The organism is Hydrogenophaga laconesensis (assembly GCF_031457235.1).
GTDB lineage: Bacteria > Pseudomonadota > Gammaproteobacteria > Burkholderiales > Burkholderiaceae_C > Hydrogenophaga > Hydrogenophaga laconesensis.
Map to the genome: position 1 here is coordinate 289,054 of NZ_JAVDWE010000001.1, position 24,451 is coordinate 313,504.

Genomic DNA, 24,451 nt, shown 5'->3' on the forward strand with positions numbered 1-24,451 from the left:
CGCCCTGGCGGCGCACGCCACGCGCACCGGTGCGGGCCATCACCCGCACCGGCCCGCCCAGCCCCCACTCCACGACCCCACATGAAGACCGACCAACCGTCAGCCCCCGCGGCCATCGAGATCCGCGGCGTCCAGAAAACCTACCCCAACGGCACCGTCGCCCTGCAACCGGTGGACCTTACCGTGCGCGAAGGCGAATTCGTCACGTTGCTCGGCCCGTCCGGCTGCGGCAAGAGCACCCTGCTCAAGATGGTGGCCGGCCTGCTGGAACCCACCAGCGGGCGCCTGAATCTGTGGGGGCAAGGGGTGAACCAGCTGGACAAGTCCGGGCACCGTCTGGCCTTCGTGTTCCAGGCGCCCACGCTCATGCCCTGGGCCACGGTGCAGACCAACGTGCGCCTGCCGCTCGACCTGGCCGGCGTGCCCCGTGCCGAAGCCGATGCCCGCGTGGCCGACGCGCTCGCACTGGTCGGCCTGTCCAGGTTCGCGAAGGCACTACCGCGTGCGCTCTCCGGTGGCATGCAGATGCGCGTGTCGATCGCGCGCGGCCTGGTGGTGGAGCCCACCCTGCTGCTGATGGATGAGCCCTTCGGCGCGCTCGACGAGATCACCCGCCACAAGCTCGACGCCGACCTGCTCGAGCTCTGGCAGAAGAAGAACCTCACGGTCGTCTTCGTCACGCACTCGATCCACGAATCCGTGTTCCTCTCCAGCCGTGTGGTGATGATGGCCGCGCGCCCGGGCCGCATCGTGGAGGAGTTCGCCATCGACCAGCCGTATCCCCGCACACCCGATTTCATGGTCTCCACCGAATTCAGCCACTACGCCAAACGGCTGCAGGACAGCCTGCTGCGCGCCAGCCGCGACACCACCGAGGAGGCCCGCGCATGAACACGCCGGTCAACACCCCCTTTCTGAAACAGCCGCGCGTGCAACGCGTGCTCTACCCGGCGGTGGTCGCCATTGCCCTGGTGTCGCTCTGGCAGGCGCTGGTGGTCGGGCTCGAACTGCCGCCCTATCTCATCCCCTCGCCCGAGTTGATGATGAAGACGCTGATCAACGACTGGGCCACGCTGTTCGGTTCGCTGATGATCACCATGAAGATCACCGTGCTGTCCTTCGTGGTGGCCGTTGTGATCGGCGTGCTGATCTCGTTCCTGTTCGTGCAGAGCCGCCTGATCGAGACCGCACTGTTCCCCTACGCGGTGCTGCTGCAGGTCACACCCATCGTGGCCATCGCGCCGCTGATCATCATCTGGGTCAAGCAGCCCACGGCCTCGCTGGTGGTGTGCGCGGCGCTGGTTGCGCTGTTCCCGATCATCTCGAACACCACGCTCGGCCTGCGCAGCATCGACCCCGACCTGCAGAGCTACTTCAAGATGAACCGCGCCACGCGCGGCCAGATGCTCTGGCGCCTGCGCATTCCCAGCGCACTGCCCTACTTCTTCGGTGGCCTGCGCATCTCCTCGGGCCTGGCGCTGATCGGTGCCGTGGTCGCCGAGTTCGTGGCCGGCACCGGGGGCACCAATGCGGGCCTGGCCTACCAGATCCTCATGGCCGGCTACCAGCTCGACATCCCGCGCATGTTCGCCGCGCTGCTGCTGATCTCGCTGGCCGGCGTCTTCCTGTTCGTGCTCATGGCCTGGCTCACCAAGCTCTCGCTGGGCTCCTGGCACGCCAGCGAAATCGCACAAGACTGACACGGAAAACATCCACATGACCTCTCCGATTGAATCCCTGCAGCAAGAATTGCCCGACCTGGACTGGATCACCGATCCGCTCAAGATCGGCCGCCTTTCGCAGGACTTCTCCTGGTTCAGCCCCGTGCTCAAGCGGCAACTGCTGGGCAAGCGTGGTGACATCGTCGTCAAGCCGCGCACAGAGGAAGAAGTCCGCCAGGTCGCCTCGGCCTGCGCGCGCCATCGCATTCCGCTCACCCTGCGGGGCAGCGGCACCGGCAACTATGGCCAGTCGACCCCGCTGCACGGCGGGGTGATTCTGGACATGAGCGGCTACAACCAGTTTCTGTGGTCACGCCCTGGCGTGGGCCGTGCGCAGGCCGGCATCCGACTGGCCGAGTTCGACAACGCATCGCGCCCGATGGGCTGGGAACTGCGCTGCATCCCGTCCACCTTCCGCAGCGCCTCGCTCGGCGGCCTGTTCAGCGGCGGTTTCGGCGGTGCGGGCTCGATCAACTATGGCCCCATTGGGGCAGCAGGCAACATCCTCGGCATCCGAGCCATGAGCGTCGAAGCCGACCCCCAGGTGGTTGAGCTGCGGGGCCCCGAAGCTCTCTTGCTGCACCACCTCTGGGGCACCAACGGCATCGTGCTGGAGGTGGAGATGGCGCTCGCGCCGGCGCACCCCTGGCTGGAGATGATCGTCACCTTCGGCGATGCCGACCGCGCGCTCGACTTCGGCAACGCGCTGGCCCACGCCCCCGGCATTGTGAAGAAGAACATCGCCCTGCTGGTCGACCCGGTTCCGGCCTACATGACCTCCCTCGCCGAGCACCTGCCCAAGGGCTGTCATGCGGCGCTGGTGCTGGTGGCCGAGTTCTCGGAAGCCGCGGCCTTGCAGGTCGTCGCGGCACACGGCGGTCAGGTCACCTACCGCCGCACAGCGGTCGAGGCGAAGGCCGGGCACCACACCCTGATCGAGTATTGCTGGAACCACACGACGCTCAATGCGCTCAAGGTGGACAAGGGCCTGACCTATTTACAGACCACCTTCACCCCGGGCAAGCACCTGGACCAGGTGCGCCGCATCCGCGAGCTGTTCGGCGACGAGGTGCTGATGCACGTGGAATTCCTGCGCAGCATGGACGGGTTCACCACCTGCACCTCGCTGCCACTCGTGCGTTTCACGACCGAGGAACGGCTCAACGAGATCATCCAGATCTTCCGCGACAACGGCATTCGCGTGAACAACCCGCACACCTTCATCATCGAAGAAGGCAAGGTCGGTGGCGATCTCCCGCAGAACGTCATCGACATGAAGAAGCGCTTCGATCCAGCCGGTCTGCTGAACCCCGGAAAGATGCGCGCCTGGGGCCTGCCCGGCTGAACGCACACATTCCCATCCATCCCTTCACCGCGGAGAACCATCCATGAGCACCGGCACACCCATGGCTCACTACGCCGCCGCCAGGCGCGTTGGCGATTTCGTGTTCATGAGCGGCGTCGTGGCCGTCGATCCGGGCGCGCGCCGGACCGTCACCAGCTACGAGGACATTCCCACCAAGGCGCTGGCCCCTCTGCGCAAGCTGGGCTACGTCACGGGCCAGATGTCGGTGGACGTGTTTGAAGCCCCGATCGTGGCGCAGAGCTGGTTCGTGCTGGACCGCATCCGGCAGCTTGCCAAGGAACACGGCGGCGAGATGTCCGACGTGGTCAAGCTGGTGCAGTACTTCCGCCAGCTGTCGCACTACGCGCAGTACAACCGCGTGCGCGGCCTGTTCTTTCCCGGCGAGCCGCCGGTGAGCACGGTGGTCGAGGTCTCGCGCTTCCTGCCCGGCGACGATGTGCTCGTCGAGGTGGAAGCGACGATGTACTTGAGGAAGTGAACAACCCCCTGCGCCGCTGACGCGGCTTCCCCCCTCCGTGGCGCGCCTTCGGCGCTTCGAGGGGGGACGGCATCTCGGGCCGGCAGAGCCGGACCCTGGATGCCTCTGGTCGAGGCGGCTCCATTCGTTGCGGGTCGCTCTCCGGCGGGGTGGGGACTCGATGCCTAACGTCTGCTCAGCAGGCGTGGCACGTTCACCATCACGCGCACATCGCCGGGCGACAGGCTGGCGCGGATTTCGTGCGCAGGGTCTTGCGGGTCGCGCAGGGTGGGCTCACCCAGCGGCATGCCCTGTTTGCCCACGATGGCGAACACCTGCGGCGCGTTGGCCTTGGCGCCACGCCGCGTGACCACCGCCACCTCCCCGCTGGCCAGACGCACATAGCTCCCTGGCGGATAGAAGCCGATGTGCTTCACGAACAGGGCAGCCAGTGCATCGGGTTGCTGGTCGGGCCCCAGGTAGAGTTCGCGCGCCACCTGCTGCGACAGCAGGCCACCCCGGCCCTGACGCGGGCTGATGCAGGCCGCGTACACGTCGGCCATCTGGAGAAGACGCTGTGGCAGGTCCGTCACGCGCTTGCCGGTGGGGTAGCCACTGCCATCCGGTTTTTCGTGCTGCTCTTCCACCAGCTGCAGCCACAACGCGTTCTGCACACCGAGCTCGCGCAGCACAGCAGCACTGCGCAGGGGATGCTCGCGCACCGTCTGGCGCTGCATGTCGGTCAATGCACTGGACTGGCGGGCCATGATGTCGTGCGTGCGCGTCATGCCGATGTTCATCGTCAGTGCAGCGCGGAACAAGGCGGCCTGTTCCGAGGGCGACAGGCCGGTCGACGGTGCCACCAGTGCGCACAGGCCGGCCGCCAGCAGCGCGTGCGACGCGCTGTAACCCATGCGGACATCGAACAGCAGCTGCACCAGCACCAGCAGGCTGTCGTCGGGCGCGTCGCGCCACAGCCGCAGCGCGCGCGTGCTCAGGCGCTCGATCCGGTCGTTGAAATGCGTGGCGGCCCGGCCTTGCTGCAAGAGGCTGTTGAGCGCGGCGTGCAGGTCGGCCCAGGCGTCCACCGGGCTGTCTTCCTCGCGGACCTCCACGTTCGGCAGTTCCACCGCGTGGCTCAGGCCCGCGATACGGCTGAGCGTTTCATTGCCGCGCACCATGCGATCAAGTTCGGCGGTGTAACCATACGACCAGGCGCGCCAGTCGGCCTCCAGGACCACGGGCGAATGCAGCATGAGCAGGCCACGGTGCTGCTCGGACGTGATCGCTTCGCCCTTGCGCAGCAACAGCACGCCCTTCGGGTCCCACACATTCACGGGAACCGGCTGCTGCAGAGCGAGGGCATCCAGAGGAAGCGACTTGTACATTCCTGCGAATCTACGCCTCGCAGCGGCGCCCAAAGCCGGGAATAAACGCGGAAAAGCCTGCAAGTTCTCGCAGCTGTCGGCCTTCCCGGGGCTGCTCAAGCCAGGCCGGTGCGCGGCGTGGCGAGACAGGTTGCCCACACGATGGGCCGCAGTTGCACCGCCAACGCGCTGGAGACGCGGGCGCCCGCCCCGGCATCGGCGGGCAAGGTGTCCGGATGACGCCGGTAGATGACCGCGAGCGCGGTGGCGATCTGCAGCCACCGGCCGATGGGCGTGGCGCAATGCACGTCGTCCGCGAACAGATCCGCCATCGCGATGCCCGTCACCTCCCCCGACTGGATGGCGTCGTACACCGCGTTGAACATCTGCAGCCAGGGCACCAGCCGCATTTCAGGCGTGCCCACGCTGCGGTGCGTGTTGACGTGGTCGATGATGTCGTCCCACAGTGGCGCTTCAAGATCCTGCGCGGCGCGCCACGACGGACCGAACGATCGCGGCGGGTCGTTGCACCAGACGTTGGCGTAGAACGTGCGCGCGCCGGTACTGGCGGCGAGGTCGTGCCACAGCGTGGCGTAGCTGTGCGCGTCGGACCACGCGATGTGCTCCTGCACCGAACAACGCGGAGGGCTGCCATAGCCGCCGCCCTGCGCCTCGACGCCCAGGAACGCGTCATAGCGGGCCCCCGGCGCCTGCAGCAGCCCGCGCACATCGGCATCGCGGCATTCGTTCCAGCGCCATTGGGCGGTGGAAGAGGCGCCCGGGCTCCTGGTGATGTTCGCCAATCCCCCCATGGCGGCGATGGCACCCTGAAGTTCGCCATTCATGATCACGTCGGGAATGGAATGTCCAGTGACGATCAGCTTGAGCGACAGCGGCAAGGGTTCGATGTCAGCCCGCGCGGTGGGCAGCGCGCCGGCGTTGTAGTCCCTCACCGCCTTGTAGCGCTGCGGGTTGAAATCGTTGATGTAGAGCTGCGCGCCGAAGGTGCCTGCCGGCTCGAACCTTCGTGTGGAACTGAACTGGTTGAAGGCACCATCCCCGAACCCGCTCCACACGCGCATCATCTTGTTGTAGACGCCGTAGATCGCCGGACCGTGGTTGAAATCGTTGGCGAGCCGGTTGGCGAGCGCCGCATCCGACAGCCCCCCCGGGTTGGTGGTGTGCGTGCCACCCTCGTACATCACGAGTGACTTGCCGAGCCGGTCCGCCACACGCCGGAAGTACGGGTAGTGTTTCGTGCGGTGCGCCTCCACGTCCTCTTCCACCCGCCTGACCAGCAAGGCCATGCCCTTTTCGTAGTTGGCCTTCGCCGCGCCGATCACTTCCGGCCAGTTCGAGCCCGGGCTGAAATACCCGGTGACGGCTATCGCATCGTGCAGCGTGTGAGGCACGGGACGCCCCGGCGCCTCTGCGACCCAGCCCGGTGCGTTCAGAAAGGCTTCTTCGAGTCCGTGCCAGTGTGTGTGAACGTTGGCCACGCGCACCGTGCGCTGCATCTGGCCGGCAAAGACAGCGGACCAGACGGCCATGGTCTCGGCGGACCGACCACCGGCCTGCTCCGCGAAGTTGTAGGACTTGCCCGCCCGAAGGGACTCCACATAAGGATGCGCAGAGAACCCCGGCGCGGAATTCCACCACTCGTTCGACCACTCCACGTAGGCCTTGAGGGCGGGGTTGAGGTGATCGCGGACCACCCTGGCCGCCTGTGTCACGTAGTCGGCGGTCGCACGCATGGGCAGGTTGAACCAACCGTGGCACCCCAACTCGTTGCACACCTCCACGATTTCCCGGTACGAGAGCCCACGGCAGATGGACGTGGGCTGCGGCGCCTCGGCCCAGTGCTGGTGCTGCGCTTCATTGGTGGACAGGGGCAGCATGAAGCGCAACAGGCCGACGCCGCCCCATGCCGCCTTGAAGGCCGGATGCACGCGCTGGCCGGCGGCCAGGAGGTCGGCGTGCTTCAGCATGTAGCAGCGCATGCCCCGAACGTGGTTGCCCGCCGTGGTCGCGGAGATGCGCACGTCCACACTGTTCGAACCATCGGGGGTGTAGTCGAATTCGATCCAGCCCGCGCCGCGCGTCTGGTTGGCGCCGGACACCAGCACCGTGCCCGCGCCCTGGTACTCCATGCGGTAGCGCCCGCCCAGCACCGGTGCCGACTCGGGCGCCTGCTCCATCAACACGAACGTGCCGGCCCATTTCACGCCGGGCGGGATCTGGGTGGGATAGCCGTCGGCGTCCGCCGTGGCCATCATCGCGGCACGGGCCCTAGCGTCGTCGAACTGGGCGGCCGTCTCCGCGCGCCACGGCCTCGCCGTCCTCATCACGTCGATGAGCAGGCTGTCCCGTCCCCAGTCGGCGGCGTAATCGAGGTTGAGCCACAACCTCCCAGTGGAGACGGGTGGGTAGGCCCTGCCACGCGTGGCCTGGGGTCGTGGACTGGCCACGGGAGGCGAAGGATTCGGGTTGCCGGAAACGCGATGGGAGCTCATGGTGCCGATCTCACAAGCCGGAGCGCTCAAGTGTAGACGGCGCCCCGGCACACGCGTGACAGCAGCAGAGGCGAGCGGGCAAGAAAAAAGCCCCGGCGAAGTCTCGCAAGGGCTTGTTCTCAAGGTTGAACCTTGGTGGGCGGTGCAGGGTTCGAACCTGCGACCCCTGCCGTGTGAAGGCAGTGCTCTACCACTGAGCTAACCGCCCGATTGATCTGGCCGATCTCTCGGAAGCCTCAGATTATAGCCGGTTTTTGGGCAAGTCAGGCCGTCTGCAGTTTGCGCCACACGGTTTTGCCCTTGCTGGCCTTGTCCAGGTCGTTCAGCACGCCTTCGTGGGCCTGGCTTTCCTGTTCATTGGCCAGCAGCACGGGCAGTTCGAAGCGGCTCAGGTCCAAGGTTTCGACCTGACCGCCCTCGCCCGGCGCGTCGCCCAGGTCCATGAGCAGTGCGTCCTGCCCGCGCGTCATGTTGATGTACACGTCGGCCAGCAACTCGGCATCCAGCAGAGCGCCGTGCAGTGTCCGGCCAGAGTTGTCCACGCCGAGACGGTCGCACAGGGCGTCCAGGCCATTGCGCTTGCCCGGGAACATTTCCTTGGCCATCACCAGGCTGTCGGTCACCGGCCCGAGGATGGTTGTGATCGCCGGATGGCCCAGGCGCTCCATCTCCTTGTTGAGGAAGCTGATGTCGAACGGAGCGTTATGGATGATCACCTCGGCACCGCGCAGGTAGTCCAGCAACTGGTCGGCGATGGCCGCGAACTTCGGCTTGTCGCGCAGGAATTCGTTGCTGATGCCATGCACCTTGAGCGCGTCCTCGTGGCTGTCGCGCTCGGGGTTGATGTAGTAGTGCAGGTTGTTGCCGGTGAGCTTGCGGTTGAGCAGCTCCACGCAGCCGATCTCGATGATGCGATCGCCGTTCTCTGCCGACAGGCCTGTGGTTTCCGTGTCGAGGACGATCTGGCGCATCAGTGGTTTTCCTTGGCGTGGTTGATCGAGTACTTTGGTATTTCCACCGTGAGATCCGACTGTGCCACGATGGCCTGGCAGGACAGCCGTGAGTTCGGCTCCAGGCCCCAGGCACGGTCGAGCAGATCTTCTTCCGTCTCGTCGAGTTCGTTCAGGCTGTTGAAGCCCTCGCGCACGATCACGTGGCAGGTCGTGCAGGCCGCACTCATGTCGCAGGCGTGCTCGATCTTGATGTCGTTGTCGAGCAGGGCCTCGCAGATCGAGGTGCCAGCGGGTGCGCTGACGCTCGCCCCCTGGGGGCAGTATTCGGGATGGGGCAGGATCTTGATCGTGGGCATGGAGCGTTTTTTCAGACTTCTTCGAGTTTCTTGCCAGACAGGGCCTGCTGGATACCACGGTTCATGCGCAGCGCCGCGAAAGGCTCGGTGGCCTTGGCCAGCTCGGTGGTGGCGTTCTCGATGGCGTTCGCGTCATCGCCCTGGGCCGTGGCCGCCAGAGTGGCCATCAGCGCATCGATCTGCTCACGCTCGGAGGGTTGCAGCAGGTCGGCGTCCGCGGTCAGCGCGGTGCGCGTCGCAGCGATCATGCGGTCGGCATCGACACGGGCCTCGACCAGCGCGCGCGCCTGGATGTCCTGCTGCGCGGTCGCGAAACTGTCCTGCAGCATGGCTGCGATCTGCTCGTCGCTGAGGCCATAGGCGGGCTTCACGTCCACACGTGCCTCCACGCCGCTGGTCTGCTCCTTCGCGCTCACGGACAACAGGCCATCGGCGTCCACGGTGAACGTCACGCGGATGCGCGCGGCGCCGGCCACCATGGGAGGAATGCCGCGCAGTTCGAAGCGCGCCAGGCTGCGGCAATCGGCCACCAGATCGCGCTCGCCCTGCACCACGTGCAGCGCAAGCGCGGTCTGCCCATCCTGGTAGGTGGTGAAATCCTGCGCGAGCGCCGTCGGGATCGCACTGTTGCGCGGCACAATGCGCTCCACCAGCCCGCCCATGGTCTCGATGCCCAGTGACAGGGGAATCACATCGAGCAGCAACAGGTCGCCATCGCGGCTGTTGCCGGCGAGCGCGTTGGCCTGGATGGCGGCGCCCAGGGCGACCACCTCGTCGGGGTTGAGGTTGGTCAGCGGTTCGCGTCCGAAGAATTCGCCCACGGTGCGGCGCACCACCGGCATGCGGGTCGAGCCACCCACCATCACCACGCCCTGGACCTCATCCTTCGTCACGCCAGCGTCACGCAGTACCTTGCGCACGGCGGACATGGTTCGCGCGGTAAGCGCGGCGGTGCAGGCCTCGAAATCGGCGGTGGAGACGGCCTGTTCAATGCTGCGGCCAGCCACACTCGCACGGAAGGTCTCACCATCGGCGGTGGAGAGCGCCTCTTTCACGCGCCGCGCCTCGGCATGCACCGCGGCCCTGGCGGATGCATCCAGTGCACCGCTCACGCCCTGCTGCGCAAGCACCCAGGCGGCCAGCGCCTGGTCGTAGTCGTCGCCACCCAGCGCGGAGTCGCCACCAGTGGCCATCACCTCGAACACGCCCTTCGTCAGGCGCAGGATGGAGATGTCGAAGGTGCCGCCACCCAGGTCGTAGATGGCATAAACGCCTTCGGATCCGTTGTCCAGGCCATAGGCAATGGCGGCAGCCGTGGGTTCGTTGATCAGACGCAGCACGTTGATGCCGGCCAACTGGGCCGCATCCTTGGTCGCCTGGCGCTGTGCATCGTCGAAGTACGCGGGCACGGTGATCACCGCGCCGTACAGGTCATCGTCGAAGCTGTCTTCCGCACGGAAGCGCAGGGTGGCCAGGATTTCGGCGCTGACTTCCATCGGCGTCTTGCGGCCGGCGACGGTTTCCACCACGGCCATGCCGTCCTTGTCGACGACCTCATAGGACAGTTTGTCGACGTCCGCCACTTGCGCGCGGCTGCGGCCCATGAGGCGCTTGACGGAGCTCACTGTGTTGGCCGGGTCCTGCACCTGTGCGGCCAGGGCATCGAAACCGATCTGCCGCCCCGATCCACCTTGTGCGGGGTCGAGATACCGGACCACGCTGGGCAGGATCACGCGGCCGTCGGCAGCAGGCAGGCATTCAGAGACACCGTGGCGAACAGCGGCCACCAGCGAGTGCGTGGTGCCCAGGTCAATGCCCACGGCCACGCGCCGCTGGTGCGGGTCGAGAGATTGGCCAGGTTCGGAGATCTGCAGAAGCGCCATGGGTCAACGGTCATTCGTAACGGGGAACCCGCTATTGTCCCTGCAGATCGATCCGGTTCTCCACATCGCCGGCAAAGCGCTCAACGAACATAAGGGCTCTGACCTGCTGCGCCAACGCGGGCCAGTCCTGGCGATCGTCCGCCGTGGCCTGCAGTTCCTGCTGCATCGTGCGCCGCGCGGTGGCGACTTCATCGGCCATGCGCTCGAGGTCTTCGAGGTTTCCGGCTTCTTCCAGCGCCTCGCGCCACTGCATCTGCTGCATCAGGAAAGCGGCAGGCATGGCGGTGTTGTTCTCGGCCTGGATCGGCGCACCATGCAGCTCGCACAGGTAGGCCGCGCGCTTGAGCGGGTCTTTCAGGCGCTGGTACGCCTCGTTGATGCGCACCGACCACTGCATGGCCTGGCGCTGGGTCTGCGCATCGGCGGTGGCGAAGCGGTCGGGATGGGCTTCGCGCTGCAGGTCTTTCCAGCGCGCGTCGAGCGCGGCGCGGTCCAGCGCGAACTTCGGGCGCAGGCCGAAAATCTCGAAGTCGTTCGATTGCAGGTTCAAGTTCATGTTCAGGGCAGAACAAAGCCGCCGGCGCTGGAGAGCACGGGCGGCTTCGGGGAGGCGCGGGGCATCAGATCCTGAAGCTCTCGCCGCAACCGCAACGGTCGCGTTCGTTCGGGTTGTTGAAGCGGAAGCCTTCGTTCAGGCCTTCGCGCACGAAGTCGAGCTGCGTGCCGTCGATGTAGGCCAGGCTCTTCGGGTCGACCAGCACCTTCACGCCGTTGTCCTCGAACACCAGGTCTTCAGGCGCGATTTCATCGGCGTATTCCAGCTTGTAGGCCATGCCGGAGCAGCCCGTCGTCTTCACGCCCAGGCGCACGCCCACGCCCTTGCCGCGCTTGGCGATGTAGCGGTTGACGTGCCGGGCAGCAGCTTCTGAAATCGAGATGGCCATGGGAACCCGGTGCTCCTCAATTCGCGTGCTTCTGGCGGTAGTCGTTCACGGCCGCCTTGATTGCGTCCTCGGCCAGGATCGAGCAGTGGATCTTCACCGGCGGCAAGGCCAGCTCTTCGGCGATCTGGCTGTTCTTTAGCGCCGCGGCCTGGTCGAGCGTCTTGCCCTTGACCCATTCGGTCACCAGCGACGACGAGGCGATGGCCGAGCCGCAGCCGTAGGTCTTGAAGCGCGCGTCCTCGATCACACCGGTGGCCGGGTTGACCTTGATCTGCAGTTTCATCACGTCACCGCAGGCGGGCGCGCCGACCATGCCGGTGCCCACGGACTCATCGCCCTTTTCGAAAGAGCCGACGTTGCGGGGGTTTTCGTAGTGGTCTACGACCTTGTCTGAATAAGCCATGGTGTTTTCTCCTTCAATGCGCTGACCACTGGATGGTGGACAGGTCGATACCGTCTTTGAACATCTCCCACAGCGGAGACAGCTCGCGCAGCTTGGCCACGTTTTCCTTGATCGTGGCGATCGCGTAGTCGATTTCTTCCTCGGTCGTCCAGCGGCCGATGGTCATGCGCAGGCTGCTGTGCGCCAGCTCGTCGCTGCGGCCCAGCGCGCGCAGCACGTAACTGGGCTCCAGGCTGGCCGAGGTACAGGCCGAGCCCGACGACACCGCCAGACCCTTGATGCCCATGATGAGCGACTCGCCCTCGACGTAATTGAAACTCATGTTGAGGTTGTGAGGCACGCGATGCGTTTCGTGGCCGTTGATGAACACCTCTTCCACATCTTTCAGGCCTGCCACCATGCGATCGTGCAGGGCCTTGATGCGAAGATTCTCTTCGTGCATTTCGGCTTTGGCGATGCGGTAGGCCTCGCCCATGCCCACGATCTGGTGCGTGGGCAGCGTGCCCGAACGCATGCCGCGCTCGTGGCCACCGCCGTGCATCTGCGCCTCGATGCGGATGCGTGGCTTGCGGCGTACATACAGGGCGCCGATGCCCTTGGGGCCATACGTCTTGTGCGAGGTCAGGCTCATCAGGTCGACCGGCAAGGTCTGCAGGTCGATGTCGACGCGGCCCGTGGCCTGCGCGGCATCCACATGGAAGATCACGCCCTTCTCACGGCAGATCGCCCCCAGCGCGGCGATGTCCTGGATGACGCCGATCTCGTTGTTCACGAACATGACCGAGGCCAGGATGGTGTCCGGGCGGATCGCGGCCTTGAACATTTCAAGGTCGACCAGACCGTCGGCCTGCACGTCGAGGTAGGTGACATCAAAACCCTGGCGCTCCAGCTCACGCATGGTGTCGAGCACGGCCTTGTGCTCCGTCTTCACCGTGATCAGGTGCTTGCCCTTGGTCTTGTAGAAATGCGCCGCACCCTTGAGGGCCAGGTTGTTGGACTCGGTCGCGCCGCTGGTCCAGACAATCTCGCGCGGGTCGGCACCAATCAGGGCCGCCACCTGCTCGCGCGCGGTTTCCACCGCCTTCTCCGCTTCCCAGCCCCAGGCATGGCTGCGCGAAGCCGGGTTGCCGAAATGTTCGCGCAACCAGGGAATCATGGCGTCCACCACCCGCGGGTCGCAGGGGTTGGTGGCGCTGTAATCCATGTAGATGGGGAAGTGCGGAGTGCTCATGGAAAGAAACGGGTCGTGGGCTGTCTGAGGAAGGTGCCTGCCTGGGTCGTTTGCCCGGGTCAGAACGGGTTCATTTCGAGAAGGCTGCGCCGCCCAGGGCAAACACCGAGTTGGGTGCATTCACACGGATCGGCTTGACCACCGGGGCACTGGAGATGGCGCGCTTGATCATGGGGGCGTTTTCCACCACCACACCCTTGGCGAGTTGCTCGTCCACCAGCGACTGGAGGGACACCGAATCCAGGAAGTCGACCATCTTGGCGTTGAGTTGCGCCCAGAGCTCGTGCGTCATGCAGCGGTGGCCTTCGCCCAGGCAGTTTTCCTTACCACCGCACTGGGTGGCGTCGATCGGCTCGTCCACCGACACAATGATGTCGGCCACGGTGATGTCGGCCGCCTTGCGACCGAGCGTGTAACCACCGCCCGGGCCGCGGGTGGACTCCACCAGTTCGTGGCGCCGCAGCTTGCCGAACAGCTGTTCAAGATAGGACAGCGAAATCTGTTGCCGCTGGCTGATCGCCGCGAGCGTGACGGGGCCATTGTTCTGACGCAAGGCCAGATCGATCATGGCAGTGACCGCAAAGCGGCCTTTGGTCGTGAGGCGCATTTCAAGCTCCTTGAAGTATTGGCTTGACTGTCGTGGCATGGCCCAACGGGCAGAGACCCCTTGGACCCCCTTCTCCACCCGCCCCGATCCGTTGCGGATCTGTTATCGAAGGCTTTCCCGACTGTTTTCGTCGAGTATACAGCAAAAGCCTAGTGATTTGCTCAGCATTTTACTGGTAAACCCTTCCCCCGTTCCCGGGGCACCCGATTGGTGCCTCAGGGGAGGCTGTCGGTACCCGGGGCGCCGAACACCTGGGCCTTGAGGTGCGCAAGCTGATCGCGGATGCCAGCGGCTTTTTCGAACTCGAGATTGCGCGCGTGTTCGAGCATGAGCTTTTCCAGCCGCTTGATCTCGCGCGCCACGTCCTTTTCGCTCATGTCCTCCACGCTGGCGCGCTGCGCGCTCTCGGCGGCCAGGCGGTCGGCCTCCCGGCCCGCCTTCTCGCTGTAGACGCCGTCGATCAGGTCCTTGATGCGCTTGTTGATGCTGCGCGGCTCGATGCCCATGGCCTGGTTGTGCGCGATCTGCTTGGCACGCCGGCGCTGGGTTTCGTCGATCGCCCGTTTCATCGAGTCGGTGATGCGGTCGGCGTACAGGATGGCGCGGCCATTGAGGTTGCGCGCCGCGCGGCCGATGGTCTGGATCAGGCTGCGTTCCGAGCGCAGGAAGCCTTCCTTGTCGGCATCGAGGATGGCCACGAGCGAGACCTCGGGAATGTCCAGCCCCTCGCGCAGCAGGTTGATGCCGATCAGCACGTCGAAGGCGCCCAGGCGCAGGTCGCGGATGATTTCCACGCGCTCCACCGTGTCCACGTCGCTGTGCAGGTAGCGCACCTTCACGCCGTTCTCGGTCAGGTAGTCGGTGAGCTGCTCGGCCATGCGCTTGGTCAACGTGGTGATCAGCACGCGCTCGCCTTTTTCGACCCGGATGCGGATTTCCTGCAACACGTCGTCCACCTGATGCGTGGCCGGGCGCACCTCCAGATCGGGGTCGACCAGGCCGGTGGGACGCACCAGCTGCTCCACGACCTGGCCAGCGTGGGTCTTTTCGTACTCGGCCGGCGTGGCCGAGACGAACACCACCTGCCGCATGCGCTGTTCGAACTCTTCGAGCTTGAGCGGGCGGTTGTCGAGTGCGCTGGGCAGGCGGAAGCCGTACTCCACCAGCGTGGTCTTGCGGGCACGGTCACCGTTGAACATGCCGCCGAACTGGCCCATGAGCACGTGGCTCTCGTCCAGAAACATGATGGCGTCGCGCGGCAGGTAGTCGGTCAGCGTGGACGGCGGCTCCCCGGGGGCGGACCCGGCGAGGTGGCGCGAATAGTTCTCGATGCCCTTGCAGTGGCCCACTTCGCTGAGCATTTCCAGGTCGAAGCGGGTGCGCTGTTCCAGCCGCTGGGCCTCCACCAGCTTGCCCTCGTCCACCAGCTGTTTCAGGCGGTCGGCCAGTTCCAGCTTGATCGCCTCCACCGCGTGCAGCACCTGCTCGCGCGGCGTCACGTAGTGGCTGCTGGGGTAGACGGTGAAGCGCGGGATCTTCTGGCGCACCTTGCCGGTGAGCGGATCGAAGAGCTGCAAGGTTTCGACCTCGTCGTCGAACAGTTCGATGCGGATCGCCATTTCGGAGTGTTCAGCCGGAAACACGTCGATGGTGTCGCCGCGCACCCGGAACTTGCCACGCGAGAAATCCTGCTCGTTGCGCGCGTACTGCATGCGCACCAGCTGGGCGATCAGGTCGCGCTGGCCGATCTTGTCGCCGGTGCGCAGCGTCATCACCATCTGGTGGTAGCTCTCGGGCTTGCCAATGCCATAGATGGCCGAGACCGTGGCCACGATCACCACGTCTCGCCGCTCCAGGATGCTCTTGGTGCAGGAGAGCCGCATCTGCTCGATGTGCTCGTTGATTGCGCTGTCCTTCTCGATGAACAGGTCGCGCTGTGGCACATAGGCCTCGGGCTGGTAGTAGTCGTAGTAGCTGACGAAGTACTCGACGGCGTTCTTAGGAAAGAACTCGCGGAACTCGCTGTAGAGCTGCGCGGCCAGCGTCTTGTTGGGAGCGAACACGATCGCCGGGCGGCCGAGCCGGGCGATCACGTTCGCCATGGTGAAGGTCTTGCCCGAGCCGGTCACGCCCAGCAGGGTCTGGAACACTTCACCGTCGTTGATGCCTTCCGTCAGCTGGCGGATCGCCTCGGGCTGGTCGCCTGCGGGCGGGTACGGCAGGAACAGCTCGAAGGGCGAGCCGGGGAACGTGACGAATTCGCCCTCGGGCGGCGTTTCGCCGGCCCCTTCAATCCGTGGATGTTGGGGCGTCGGAGGCAGGGTCGTCTGGGGCATCGGACGATTGTGCCGGATGGTCGTCGGCGGCGCTGGCGCCGGCCGGGCGCGGGCGCCGTACCCCGGGTTTGGCCAGAACTTCCACATAGGCCTGCGCTGCGCCATCGCACGCCAGCACGTCCAGCTGGCCGATCAGGGCGGCCAGGTGCACCACCTCGGCGGCCTCCTTGCTGGCCCCGATGCGGCAATCGAAATCGAGGAAATCAACGCCCTCGGGCAATGCGCGCCGGCGCTCGCGCTTGATGTACTTGCGGATGTCGTGCTTGACGGCATCCAGCACCCGATCCGGGTGGCGGCCTTCTTGGGTCAGGGGGAAGATTTTTCTCATGAAGGGCGCGATTATGCGCGCCGGGGTATCCTGCGCCGCCATGACCACACCCCGAGAACACCGCCCGACGCCCGACAAGGACCAGATCGCCCTGCTGGAGCCGTTCGAGCAACTCGGGCTGGATCGCATCACCCTGGTGCACACCGCCGCACAGGCGCGGGAGGCCTGCTCGGCCCTGCGCGACCACGCCAGCTGGGGCTTCGACACGGAGTCCAAACCCACCTTCTTCAAGGACCAGGTGTCCGACGGACCTCACATCGTGCAACTGGCCACCCTGCAGCACGCCTGGGTGTTCCAGCTGCACGAGCCCGACTGCCGCGCCCAGGTGGCCGCGCTGCTGGCCGATGGTGGCCACGTCAAGGCCGGTTTCGGACTGGGGGATGACACGAAGCGCATCGTGTCCAAACTGGCGGTGGAGCCAGCCGGTGTGCTGGAACTCAATGCGGTGTTCCGTGAACGAGGCTACCGCAAGGACATGGGGATCAAGGCCGCCGTGGCGGTGCTGTTCAACCGACGCTTTCTCAAATCCAAGAAGGCCGCCACTTCGAACTGGGCCAACCCGCGCCTGACGGAAGCCCAGCTGATCTATGCCGCCAACGACGCCTGGGGGGCGGCCCGGGTCTACGAAGCGCTCGACCGGCCCTGATGCTCAGCGCCGCCGCAGCGGCATGAGCAGCTCGCTCAGGCCGTTGTGGTCGATCTCGTGCATCAACGCCAGCAGGCGGCCGATCTCGCCGGGCGGAAAGCCTTCGCGCGCGAACCAGTTCAGGTAGTTGCCCGGCAGGTCGGCGATGAGGCGTCCCTTGTATTTGCCATAGGGCATTTCCACCGTGAGCAGGCGCTCCAGATCTTCTGGCTTCATATGAGAGAGGTGGAGCGGTCCAGCCAGGCGCGTACGCACGCGTTGAACTCGGCGGGTTTCTGGCGCATCACCCAGTGGCCGGTGTCCAGCGCCAGCACTTCGCAGCCCGGCGCATGGGTCAGTCGCTCCACCCAGCGTTCGGAATGGAACATGAAGGGCTTGCGCCGCCCGTAGATATACAGCGCAGGTATGTCCACCCCGAGCAGCTTGTCCACTCGGGCCACGCCGCGCAGGCCGCCGTGCTCGCCGAACCAGCCCATGGCATAGGGGTAATTCATCTGCCAGCCAATGTGCGCCGGGTCGTTGCGGCAGCCAATGGCGCGCGCCATGTAGCGCGTCATGCGGTTGGCCAGCGCCGGCCACCAGCGCCCGATCTTCCAGGCCACAGCCAGCCAGAGCTGGTAGCCCGCGATCATCAGCTTCTGCTTGCCGCCCAGGCTTTTCAGGTAGGCCCCCGAGCTGGTGTCGCCGATATCCACGCCCACCACGCGTGCCACGCGGTCGGGATGGCGAGCGGCGAACTCGTAGCCGAAGACGCAACCCCAGTCGTGCACCAGCAGCGTGACCGACTGCTGCGGGCTGACGGCGTCGACGATCTTGCGGATCAGGCCGTTCACCGCCGCCACCGACATGGGGCGAGGCGGCTTGCGCAGGTCGTAGCCGGGCAGGTTGAAGCGCACGCAACGGTAGCCGTTGCGCAGGGCACCCACGGTGCCGTCCCACAGGGCCAGGGTATCGGGCCAACCGTGCAGCATCACCACGGTGTGAGGCCCCTCGCCTTCCACGAGCACATCCACGTCTTCGATCTGCAGGGCGTTGTTCATGCGCGAGGGCTTCCGTTGGCGGGTGGGTCGGGCAGCGCGCATCGTACTGGAATGGAACACCTTTCTCTCAGGGAAATCCCGGGCCTGTGCGCTCATCCCATGGCGTTCATGATGGTTGGCAGACGACCAGCAAGGAGAGACATGAACCCGAAAGCCGCCCCAGCCCCTTCGTATGCCCAGGGCCCGCAAAGCCCTGCTCTACACGACATCACGATCGGGGAGGCACTGGCCCGCGCGGCCCACCAGTGGGGCGACCGCGAAGCCCTGGTGATCGCGCACCAGAACGTGCGCTGGACCTGGGGCGACCTGCTGCAACGCAGCGATGCGCTCGCCGCCGGCCTGCTGTCTCTGGGACTGGAACCGGGCGACCGCGTCGGCATCTGGGCGCCCAACTGCGCGGAATGGACGCTGATGCAGTTCGCCACGGCACGCGCCGGACTGATCCTGGTCAACATCAACCCGGCCTACCGGAGCAGCGAGCTGGCGTACGCGCTGAACAAGGTGTCGTGCAAGGCGCTCGTGCTCGCGCCCGCACTCAAGACCAGCAACTACATCGAGATCCTGCAAAGCCTGGCGCCCGAGCTCGGTACCTGCCAGCCCGGCGAACTGCAGGCGCAGGCGTTGCCCCATCTGCGCTGGGCCGTCCGGCTGGGCGAGGCAAAGACCGCCGGCATGCTGAAATTCGACGAGCTGCCCACCCGCGCCGGGCCCGGACACCGGGAGCAACTGGCCTCGATCGGCCCGCGCCTCGCCCCCACAGACCCGATCAACATCCAGTTCACCTCGGGCACCACCGGCTTTCCCAAAGGGGCCACGCTGACGCACCGCAACATCCTGAACAACGGCTTTTTCGTCGGCGAGGCGATCCGCCTCACGCCCGAAGACCGCATCTGCATTCCCGTGCCGCTGTACCACTGCTTCGGCATGGTGATGGGCAATCTGGCCTGCGTCACGCACGGCTGCGCGATGGTGTATCCGTCGGAAGCGTTTGACCCGGCCGCCGTGCTGCAGGTCGTGCAGGCCGAGCGCTGCACCGCACTCTATGGCGTGCCCACCATGTTCATCGCTGCGCTCGACCACCCGCAGTTCGCCGCGACCGACCTCTCGAGCCTACGCACCGGCATCATGGCCGGCTCGCCCTGCCCGATCGAGGTGATGAAGCGCGTGCAGACCCAGATGAACATGCGCGAGGTCACCATCGCCTATGGCATGACGGAGACCTCACCCGTGTCCACGCAGAGCGCGGTGGACGATCCCGTGGACCGCCGCGTCTCCACCGTCGGCCGTGTGCAGCCACACCTCGAGGTGCGCATCGTGGACGGGGACAACCGCCCGGTACCGCGTGGCGTCGTGGGCGAGCTGTGCACGCGCGGTTACTCGGTGATGCAGGGCTACTGGGACGACGCCGAAAAGACCCGGGAGGCGATCGACCCCGAGGGCTGGATGCACACCGGCGACCTCGCCACCATGGACGCCGAAGGCTACGTGAATATCGTCGGGCGGCTCAAGGACATGGTGATCCGGGGCGGCGAGAACGTCTACCCGCGCGAGATCGAGGAGTTCTACTACCGTCACCCCAAGATCCAGGATGTGCAGGTGGTCGGCGTGCCCGACCCGCGTTTTGGCGAGGTGCTCTGCGCCTGCGTGGTACTCAAGCCCGGCGAGAAGGCCACCGTGCAGGAACTGCAGGATTTCGCGCGCGGCCAGATCGCGCACTACAAGGTGCCGGCGTACATCGAGTTCGTCGAAACCTTCCCGATGACCATCACCGGCAAGATCCAGAAATTCGTGCTGCGCGAGGCGATGGAAAAGAAACTCGGCCTGAAAGCCGTGGCCACGGCCTGACGCGCTGGCGCTGTCGCAAGGTTCAGCTGACCTGGCGCAACAAGGTCAGCCCAAGACCCGCAAGCGCGCTGACGCCGAGCAACGGCATCACGCCCCACTTGAGACGGAACAGCGCCACCAGCGCCAGCACCGTGATGACCGCCGAAGCGGCATCGAAGGCTCCTCCGAAACCTTGAGGCCACCACACGTGGTACGCGAAGAAGAGTGCCAGGTTGAGAATGACGCCCACCACCGCGGCGGTGATGGCCGACAGCGGTGCGGTGAAGCCGAGCCTGCCGTGCGTGGCCTCCACCAGGGGACCGCCCGCGAGGATGAACACGAAGGACGGCAGGAAGGTGAAGAAGGTGACCACGCACGCGGCCAGTGCGGCGCCGAGGAACAGCGCGTCCGGCCCGAGCACGGCCTGGGTCCAGCCGCCGATGAAGCCGACGAAAGCCACCACCATGATGAGCGGGCCGGGCGTGGTCTCCCCGAGCGCGAGGCCGTCGATCATCTGCGCGCCAGTGAGCCACTGGTAATGATCGACCGCACCCTGGTACACATAAGGCAGCACGGCATACGCACCGCCGAACGTGAGCAGGGCCGCCTTGCTGAAGAACCAGGCCATCTGCGCCAGGGTACCCTGCCAGCCGTGCGCCACGACAAGCACCGCCATCACACCCGCCCACAGGCCAAGCCCCAGGGCGATCACCTTCACGAATTGCAGCTTCGAGAAGCGCGCATGCGCGGGTGTGGGGGTGTCGTCGTCGATGAGCGCCCGGCCCGGGCCCGCACCGACCTTGTTCGCGTGTGTCCCGCCACCGGGCGTGAACACCTGCGGCCAGCGCCGTGCGGCGAAATGGCCGATCAACGCGGCCGCCAGGACGATGGCCGGGAACGGCGTTCCGAAACCGAAGATGGCGATGAAAGCCGCCGCCGCGATCCCCCACATCCAGGGGTTGCGCAGCACGCGCGAGCCAATGCGGTGCGCCGCGTGCAGCACGATGGCGGTCACCGCCGGCTTGATGCCGTAGAAGATGCCGGCCACCACGGGCACGTCGCCAAACCGCAGGTACACCCAGGAAAGGCCGATCAGGATGAGAAGCGATGGCAGCACGAACAGCAAGCCCGCCAGAATGCCACCCCAGGCGCGGTGCAGCAGCCAGCCAATGTAGGTCGCAAGTTGCTGCGCCTCGGGGCCGGGCAGCAGCATGCAGTAGTTCAAGGCATGCAGGAAACGCGTCTCACTGATCCAGCGTCGGCGTTCGACCAGCTCGGTGTGCATGATCGCGATCTGCCCCGCCGGCCCGCCGAAGCTGACAAACCCCAGCCACAGCCAGAAGCGCAGGGCCTCTGCCAGGCTCAGACGGGCTGGCGGTGGTGCAGGCGCAGGTTCTGACATGAATAGAAACGTACGGAGTGGACGACGCCGGTCTCCGGAATGTAGTCCATGAGACTTTCAGCTTCGTGCCAGCTCCCTGGACGCCCACTGCAAATATTTGCATTGCAGATGCCGCATCCACTTCAACATGGGGATGCAGCCGGCAAGTGTGACGCACACTGTAGTGATGCGTGGCGCGCCCTCGCCATATCGCGCCGCGAGATGCTGTCCATCACCGTGTGGCTCTGATACCCTCCGACCGCCCTGCGACACAAACGATTGATGACGCACCACCTAACAACGCCATCCGCCGCACCCCGAGACCGTGTTCTCACCTGGGTGCTCCCCCTCCTGCCGGCGGTAGTGGCCCTTGTGTTGCTGGTGCTAGCCGTGGTTTCTACTGAACGCATCCTGGCCAATGAGCTTGAGCGGCGCGCGAGCTTTCGCGTGGAGCAGGCCACGCAGTTGTACGCCGACCAGCTCTCGCGTGTGCTCGCACGTCGCACGGCGGAACTGCAGTTGCTGGGCGAGATGGCTCGCGCCGAAATCCGTGTGGAGCATTGGCGCGATCAGATGCAGCGGCTCAAGGCTTCCTCGGGCTCGTATGTGTGGATCGGGGTAACCAATGCCTACGGCCAGGTCGAAGCCGCCACCGACGGGCTGCTGGAAGGCGTCTCCATCGCCACGCGCGGCGTGTACGTGAACGGCAAGGAAGGGCTGTGGTTCGGCAGCCTGCATCCTCCGGTGGCGCTGGTCGAACCCTTGCGCAATACTGGCCGGTCGGTCCCCGCCGCACTGGCCGACATTGCCATGCCGGTGCTGGATGCCAACGGCGATCAACGTGGTGTGCTCGCGTCACACCTGGACGCCGGCTACTTCGAAACCCTGCGTCAGAACGTGCTGGGTCCCCTGGACGCACGCCGCCTTCTCACGCTGGCACTGGTCGATCGCGAGGGGCGCGTACTGCTCGGCGAACGCCCGAATGTGAGCGAGAGCGAATGGCGTGCGCTCTTCGCCGAACCGGGCGGATCGTCGCGCGCCCTGCAGGACGCCAACAACGAGACCTATCTGCTGTCGCGTTCGCCGATTCAGCCCACTGACTCGGCCCTGCGCACGGACTGGCAAGTAGTGGGATCGCAGCCACTGAGCGCAGCCCTGGCGCCGGTGCGCCAGTTCGAGCGAGGCCTGCTGGTCTGGGGCGGCTTGACCACCCTGCTGCTGGGCTTCGCCGGCTTCGCGGCGTCGCGGCACCTCTCCCGCCCGTACAGCGAGTCCGAGCAGAGCCTGCGCGAGCAGGGCGAGGTGCTCTCCGCCGTGATCAACTCGGCCAGCGACGCGGTGATCAGCGTGGGCCTGGACGGGCGCATCACGCTGTTCAACCCAGCCGCAGCGCGCATCTTCGGCCATCCGGCCGGCAGCATGATGGGCCAGCCGCTGGACGTGCTGCTGCCGCCCGTGCACCGTTCTCAGCACATGGGCTACCTGCAGCGTTTCGCCGAGTCGCAGGCCACCACGCGGCCCATGGGCGTGGGCCGTGTCACGGGGCTGCACGCCAGCGGCCACATGCTGGAACTCGAAGCGTCCATTTCCCAGATCACCGTGCGGGGGAACAAGGTGCTCACGGCCATCCTACGCGACGTGACCGAACGCGTGCGAGGCGAACGTGCGCTGGCGCAATCCCGTCTCGAACTCTCCGAGCTCACACACCGGCTTCTGCAGCAGGAGAAGCAGACCACGCGCAAGCTTGCCCAGACCCTGCACGATCAGCTCGGACAGACGCTGGGCGCCATCCGCCTGACCTTCGACTCGCTGCAGGGCCAACTGCTGCCATCCCTACCCCACAAGGTGCAGGAGCGTGCGGTGAAGCTGGGCGAGATGATCGAGACCGCCAATGCGGAAGTGCGGCAGGCTCTGGTGGAGCTGCGCCCGCCCCTGCTGGACGAATCGGGCCTGCAGGTGGCACTGGAAAACGAGGTTCAGGTGCGAGCGCGGGACGCCGAAACCGTGGCACTGTGCGCCAGGGTGAGTTCGTCCGCCGCTGGCGTGCGCTGGCCGGCCGACGTCGAGTACGCCGCCTTCATGGTCGCCAGGGAGGCCCTGGCCAACGCCGTGCTGCATGCGCAGGCCAGCAAGGTGATCATCGATGTCGACGGCACACCTGGCAGGCTGCGCCTGTGCGTGACCGATGACGGCAAGGGTTTGTCACCCGATCTGGCGGCCGGCCGACCCGGCCATCTGGGCATCGTGGGCATGCGGGAACGGGCGCTGGCGATCGGCGCCCGCATGGAGGCGAAGGGGTCACCGAACGGCGGAACCGTGATCTCTCTCACATGGCAAGCGAAACCGGACGCTCCCGGCACCGCCACGTCACACGCAAGACCATGATTGCGCAATCCTGATTTTTGCCATGAGTGACATCTACCTGGTCGACGACCACGCCATGATGAGGGACGGATTGAGGGCAGTGCTCGAAGGAGCGGGTCACAACGTGGTCGGCGAATCGGACCACCCCACACCCGCGCTCGCCGACATCATCCGGCTCGTGCCCACGGTCCTGCTGCTGGACCTGCATCTGCACCACCGCTCGGGTTTTGAACTGCTCGAACAGCTGCAACGCCGCAAGCTCAGCACCCGCACCATCATGCTCACCATGTCGGCCCAGCCACGCCATGTGGCCGAGGCGATGCGCCTGGGCGCGGCCGGCTACGTGCTCAAAGGGTCGCCGTCGCGCGACGTGCTGGAAGCGGTGGATGCGGTCGCCAGCGGCCGCAAGCATCTCGGCGTCGGCGTGGCCGAACTGGCGGTGGAAGGCCTCATGGGTGACCACGCGCCCGGCACCATCGAATCGCTCTCCGCGCGCGAACAGCAGGTCATCCTGCTGGTGGTGCGTGGTCTCACCAGTGCGGCCATCGGCGAGCAGTTGCACCTCTCACCCAAGACGGTGGAGTCCTACCGCAGCCGCCTCATGGCCAAGCTCGGCGTGAGCGATCTGCCAGCCCTTGTGCGCCTGGCCATTCGCGAAGGCCTGATCAGCGCCGACGACTGAGAACTCCGTCACACACACCATGGGGTTGCAGGCGATCCCGGTGTCACCC

23 protein-coding genes and 1 tRNA gene are annotated in these 24,451 nt (G+C 65.9%); 8 read left to right on the top strand and 16 right to left on the bottom strand.

Annotated features, from left to right (window positions below):
• Nucleotides 1-81: 81 nt before the first annotated feature.
• The 4 genes from J2X09_RS01335 to J2X09_RS01350 are packed head-to-tail and all read left to right on the top strand — an operon-like array spanning nt 82 to nt 3,565.
• Nucleotides 82-891 carry an ABC transporter ATP-binding protein gene (locus J2X09_RS01335; RefSeq protein WP_204731551.1) on the top strand — a complete coding sequence of 270 codons (810 nt, stop codon included), beginning with the start codon at nt 82-84 and terminating at the stop codon, nt 889-891.
• Nucleotides 888-1,700, top strand: a complete 813-nt coding sequence (locus J2X09_RS01340) for an ABC transporter permease (RefSeq protein WP_204731552.1) — start codon at nt 888-890, stop codon at nt 1,698-1,700. Before J2X09_RS01335 ends, J2X09_RS01340 begins: the two co-directional genes overlap by 4 nt.
• 16 nt (nt 1,701-1,716) lie before the next feature.
• Entirely contained in the window at nt 1,717-3,066 is a 1,350-nt protein-coding gene (locus J2X09_RS01345; RefSeq protein ID WP_204731553.1) for an FAD-binding oxidoreductase, read from the top strand.
• A gap of 43 nt (nt 3,067-3,109) precedes the next feature.
• A complete protein-coding gene (locus tag J2X09_RS01350) occupies nt 3,110-3,565 on the top strand; it encodes a RidA family protein (RefSeq protein ID WP_204731554.1) in 456 nt (151 codons plus the stop codon).
• 164 nt (nt 3,566-3,729) lie between these two features.
• Here J2X09_RS01350 and J2X09_RS01355 read toward each other — a convergent pair whose 3' ends face one another.
• The 13 genes from J2X09_RS01355 to J2X09_RS01415 all read right to left on the bottom strand — a co-directional run bounded on the left by J2X09_RS01355 (nt 3,730) and on the right by J2X09_RS01415 (nt 16,465).
• Entirely contained in the window at nt 3,730-4,932 is a 1,203-nt protein-coding gene (locus tag J2X09_RS01355) for an HD-GYP domain-containing protein (RefSeq protein WP_204731555.1), read from the bottom strand.
• A gap of 95 nt (nt 4,933-5,027) precedes the next feature.
• Nucleotides 5,028-7,424: a hypothetical protein gene (locus J2X09_RS01360; RefSeq protein WP_204731556.1), complete on the bottom strand. Its 2,397-nt coding sequence runs from the start codon at nt 7,422-7,424 to the stop codon at nt 5,028-5,030.
• Nucleotides 7,425-7,557: 133 nt separating this feature from the next.
• Nucleotides 7,558-7,632, bottom strand: a tRNA-Val gene (locus J2X09_RS01365).
• Between the two features lie 55 nt (nt 7,633-7,687).
• A complete protein-coding gene (dnaQ, locus tag J2X09_RS01370) occupies nt 7,688-8,395 on the bottom strand; it encodes a DNA polymerase III subunit epsilon (RefSeq protein WP_204731557.1) in 708 nt (235 codons plus the stop codon).
• Nucleotides 8,395-8,733, bottom strand: coding sequence for an ISC system 2Fe-2S type ferredoxin (gene fdx, locus J2X09_RS01375; protein WP_204731558.1), 339 nt, complete (start codon nt 8,731-8,733; stop codon nt 8,395-8,397). Before fdx ends, dnaQ begins: the two co-directional genes overlap by 1 nt.
• Before the next feature lie 11 nt (nt 8,734-8,744).
• Entirely contained in the window at nt 8,745-10,616 is a 1,872-nt protein-coding gene (gene hscA / locus J2X09_RS01380; RefSeq protein WP_204731559.1) for a Fe-S protein assembly chaperone HscA, read from the bottom strand.
• A 31-nt stretch (nt 10,617-10,647) separates the two neighbouring features.
• On the bottom strand, nt 10,648-11,166 hold the full coding sequence (hscB, locus tag J2X09_RS01385) for a Fe-S protein assembly co-chaperone HscB (protein WP_204731560.1): 519 nt from the start codon (nt 11,164-11,166) through the stop codon (nt 10,648-10,650).
• A gap of 70 nt (nt 11,167-11,236) precedes the next feature.
• Nucleotides 11,237-11,560, bottom strand: a complete 324-nt coding sequence (iscA, locus tag J2X09_RS01390) for an iron-sulfur cluster assembly protein IscA (RefSeq protein ID WP_204731561.1) — start codon at nt 11,558-11,560, stop codon at nt 11,237-11,239.
• 16 nt (nt 11,561-11,576) lie between these two features.
• Nucleotides 11,577-11,963 (bottom strand): Fe-S cluster assembly scaffold IscU, encoded by a 387-nt coding sequence (gene iscU / locus J2X09_RS01395; protein ID WP_204731562.1) that lies wholly within the window; start codon nt 11,961-11,963, stop codon nt 11,577-11,579.
• Nucleotides 11,964-11,976: 13 nt separating this feature from the next.
• Nucleotides 11,977-13,194, bottom strand: a complete 1,218-nt coding sequence (locus J2X09_RS01400; protein ID WP_204731563.1) for an IscS subfamily cysteine desulfurase — start codon at nt 13,192-13,194, stop codon at nt 11,977-11,979.
• Nucleotides 13,195-13,264: 70 nt separating this feature from the next.
• Nucleotides 13,265-13,801, bottom strand: a complete 537-nt coding sequence (gene iscR / locus J2X09_RS01405) for a Fe-S cluster assembly transcriptional regulator IscR (RefSeq protein WP_204731564.1) — start codon at nt 13,799-13,801, stop codon at nt 13,265-13,267.
• A gap of 215 nt (nt 13,802-14,016) precedes the next feature.
• Entirely contained in the window at nt 14,017-16,137 is a 2,121-nt protein-coding gene (uvrB, locus tag J2X09_RS01410; protein WP_204731565.1) for an excinuclease ABC subunit UvrB, read from the bottom strand.
• On the bottom strand, nt 16,091-16,465 hold the full coding sequence (locus J2X09_RS01415; RefSeq protein ID WP_204731566.1) for a DUF6172 family protein: 375 nt from the start codon (nt 16,463-16,465) through the stop codon (nt 16,091-16,093). Before J2X09_RS01415 ends, uvrB begins: the two co-directional genes overlap by 47 nt.
• Before the next feature lie 40 nt (nt 16,466-16,505).
• Here J2X09_RS01415 and J2X09_RS01420 point away from each other — a divergent pair, with 40 nt between their 5' ends.
• The gene (locus J2X09_RS01420) at nt 16,506-17,111 is read left to right on the top strand and encodes a 3'-5' exonuclease (RefSeq protein WP_204731567.1); all 606 of its coding nucleotides are present in this window, start codon (nt 16,506-16,508) and stop codon (nt 17,109-17,111) included.
• Between the two features lie 3 nt (nt 17,112-17,114).
• On the opposite strand, the gene J2X09_RS01425 is transcribed toward J2X09_RS01420, so the two are convergent.
• Together J2X09_RS01425 and J2X09_RS01430 are read right to left on the bottom strand one after the other, a co-directional pair.
• A complete protein-coding gene (locus tag J2X09_RS01425) occupies nt 17,115-17,327 on the bottom strand; it encodes a DUF3820 family protein (protein WP_204731568.1) in 213 nt (70 codons plus the stop codon).
• On the bottom strand, nt 17,324-18,151 hold the full coding sequence (locus J2X09_RS01430; protein ID WP_204731569.1) for an alpha/beta fold hydrolase: 828 nt from the start codon (nt 18,149-18,151) through the stop codon (nt 17,324-17,326). Before J2X09_RS01430 ends, J2X09_RS01425 begins: the two co-directional genes overlap by 4 nt.
• 141 nt (nt 18,152-18,292) lie before the next feature.
• Here J2X09_RS01430 and J2X09_RS01435 point away from each other — a divergent pair, with 141 nt between their 5' ends.
• The gene (locus J2X09_RS01435) at nt 18,293-19,996 is read left to right on the top strand and encodes an AMP-binding protein (RefSeq protein ID WP_204731570.1); all 1,704 of its coding nucleotides are present in this window, start codon (nt 18,293-18,295) and stop codon (nt 19,994-19,996) included.
• A 22-nt stretch (nt 19,997-20,018) separates the two neighbouring features.
• Here the strand turns inward: J2X09_RS01435 and chrA are convergent, their stop codons facing one another.
• Nucleotides 20,019-21,377 (bottom strand): chromate efflux transporter, encoded by a 1,359-nt coding sequence (gene chrA, locus J2X09_RS01440; RefSeq protein WP_204731571.1) that lies wholly within the window; start codon nt 21,375-21,377, stop codon nt 20,019-20,021.
• Between the two features lie 261 nt (nt 21,378-21,638).
• On the opposite strand from chrA, the gene J2X09_RS01445 reads away from it, so the two are divergent.
• Nucleotides 21,639-23,741, top strand: a complete 2,103-nt coding sequence (locus J2X09_RS01445) for a PAS domain S-box protein (RefSeq protein WP_310307125.1) — start codon at nt 21,639-21,641, stop codon at nt 23,739-23,741.
• 22 nt (nt 23,742-23,763) lie between these two features.
• Nucleotides 23,764-24,402 carry a response regulator gene (locus J2X09_RS01450; protein WP_204731573.1) on the top strand — a complete coding sequence of 213 codons (639 nt, stop codon included), beginning with the start codon at nt 23,764-23,766 and terminating at the stop codon, nt 24,400-24,402.
• The last annotated feature ends 49 nt before the right edge of the window (nt 24,403-24,451 follow it).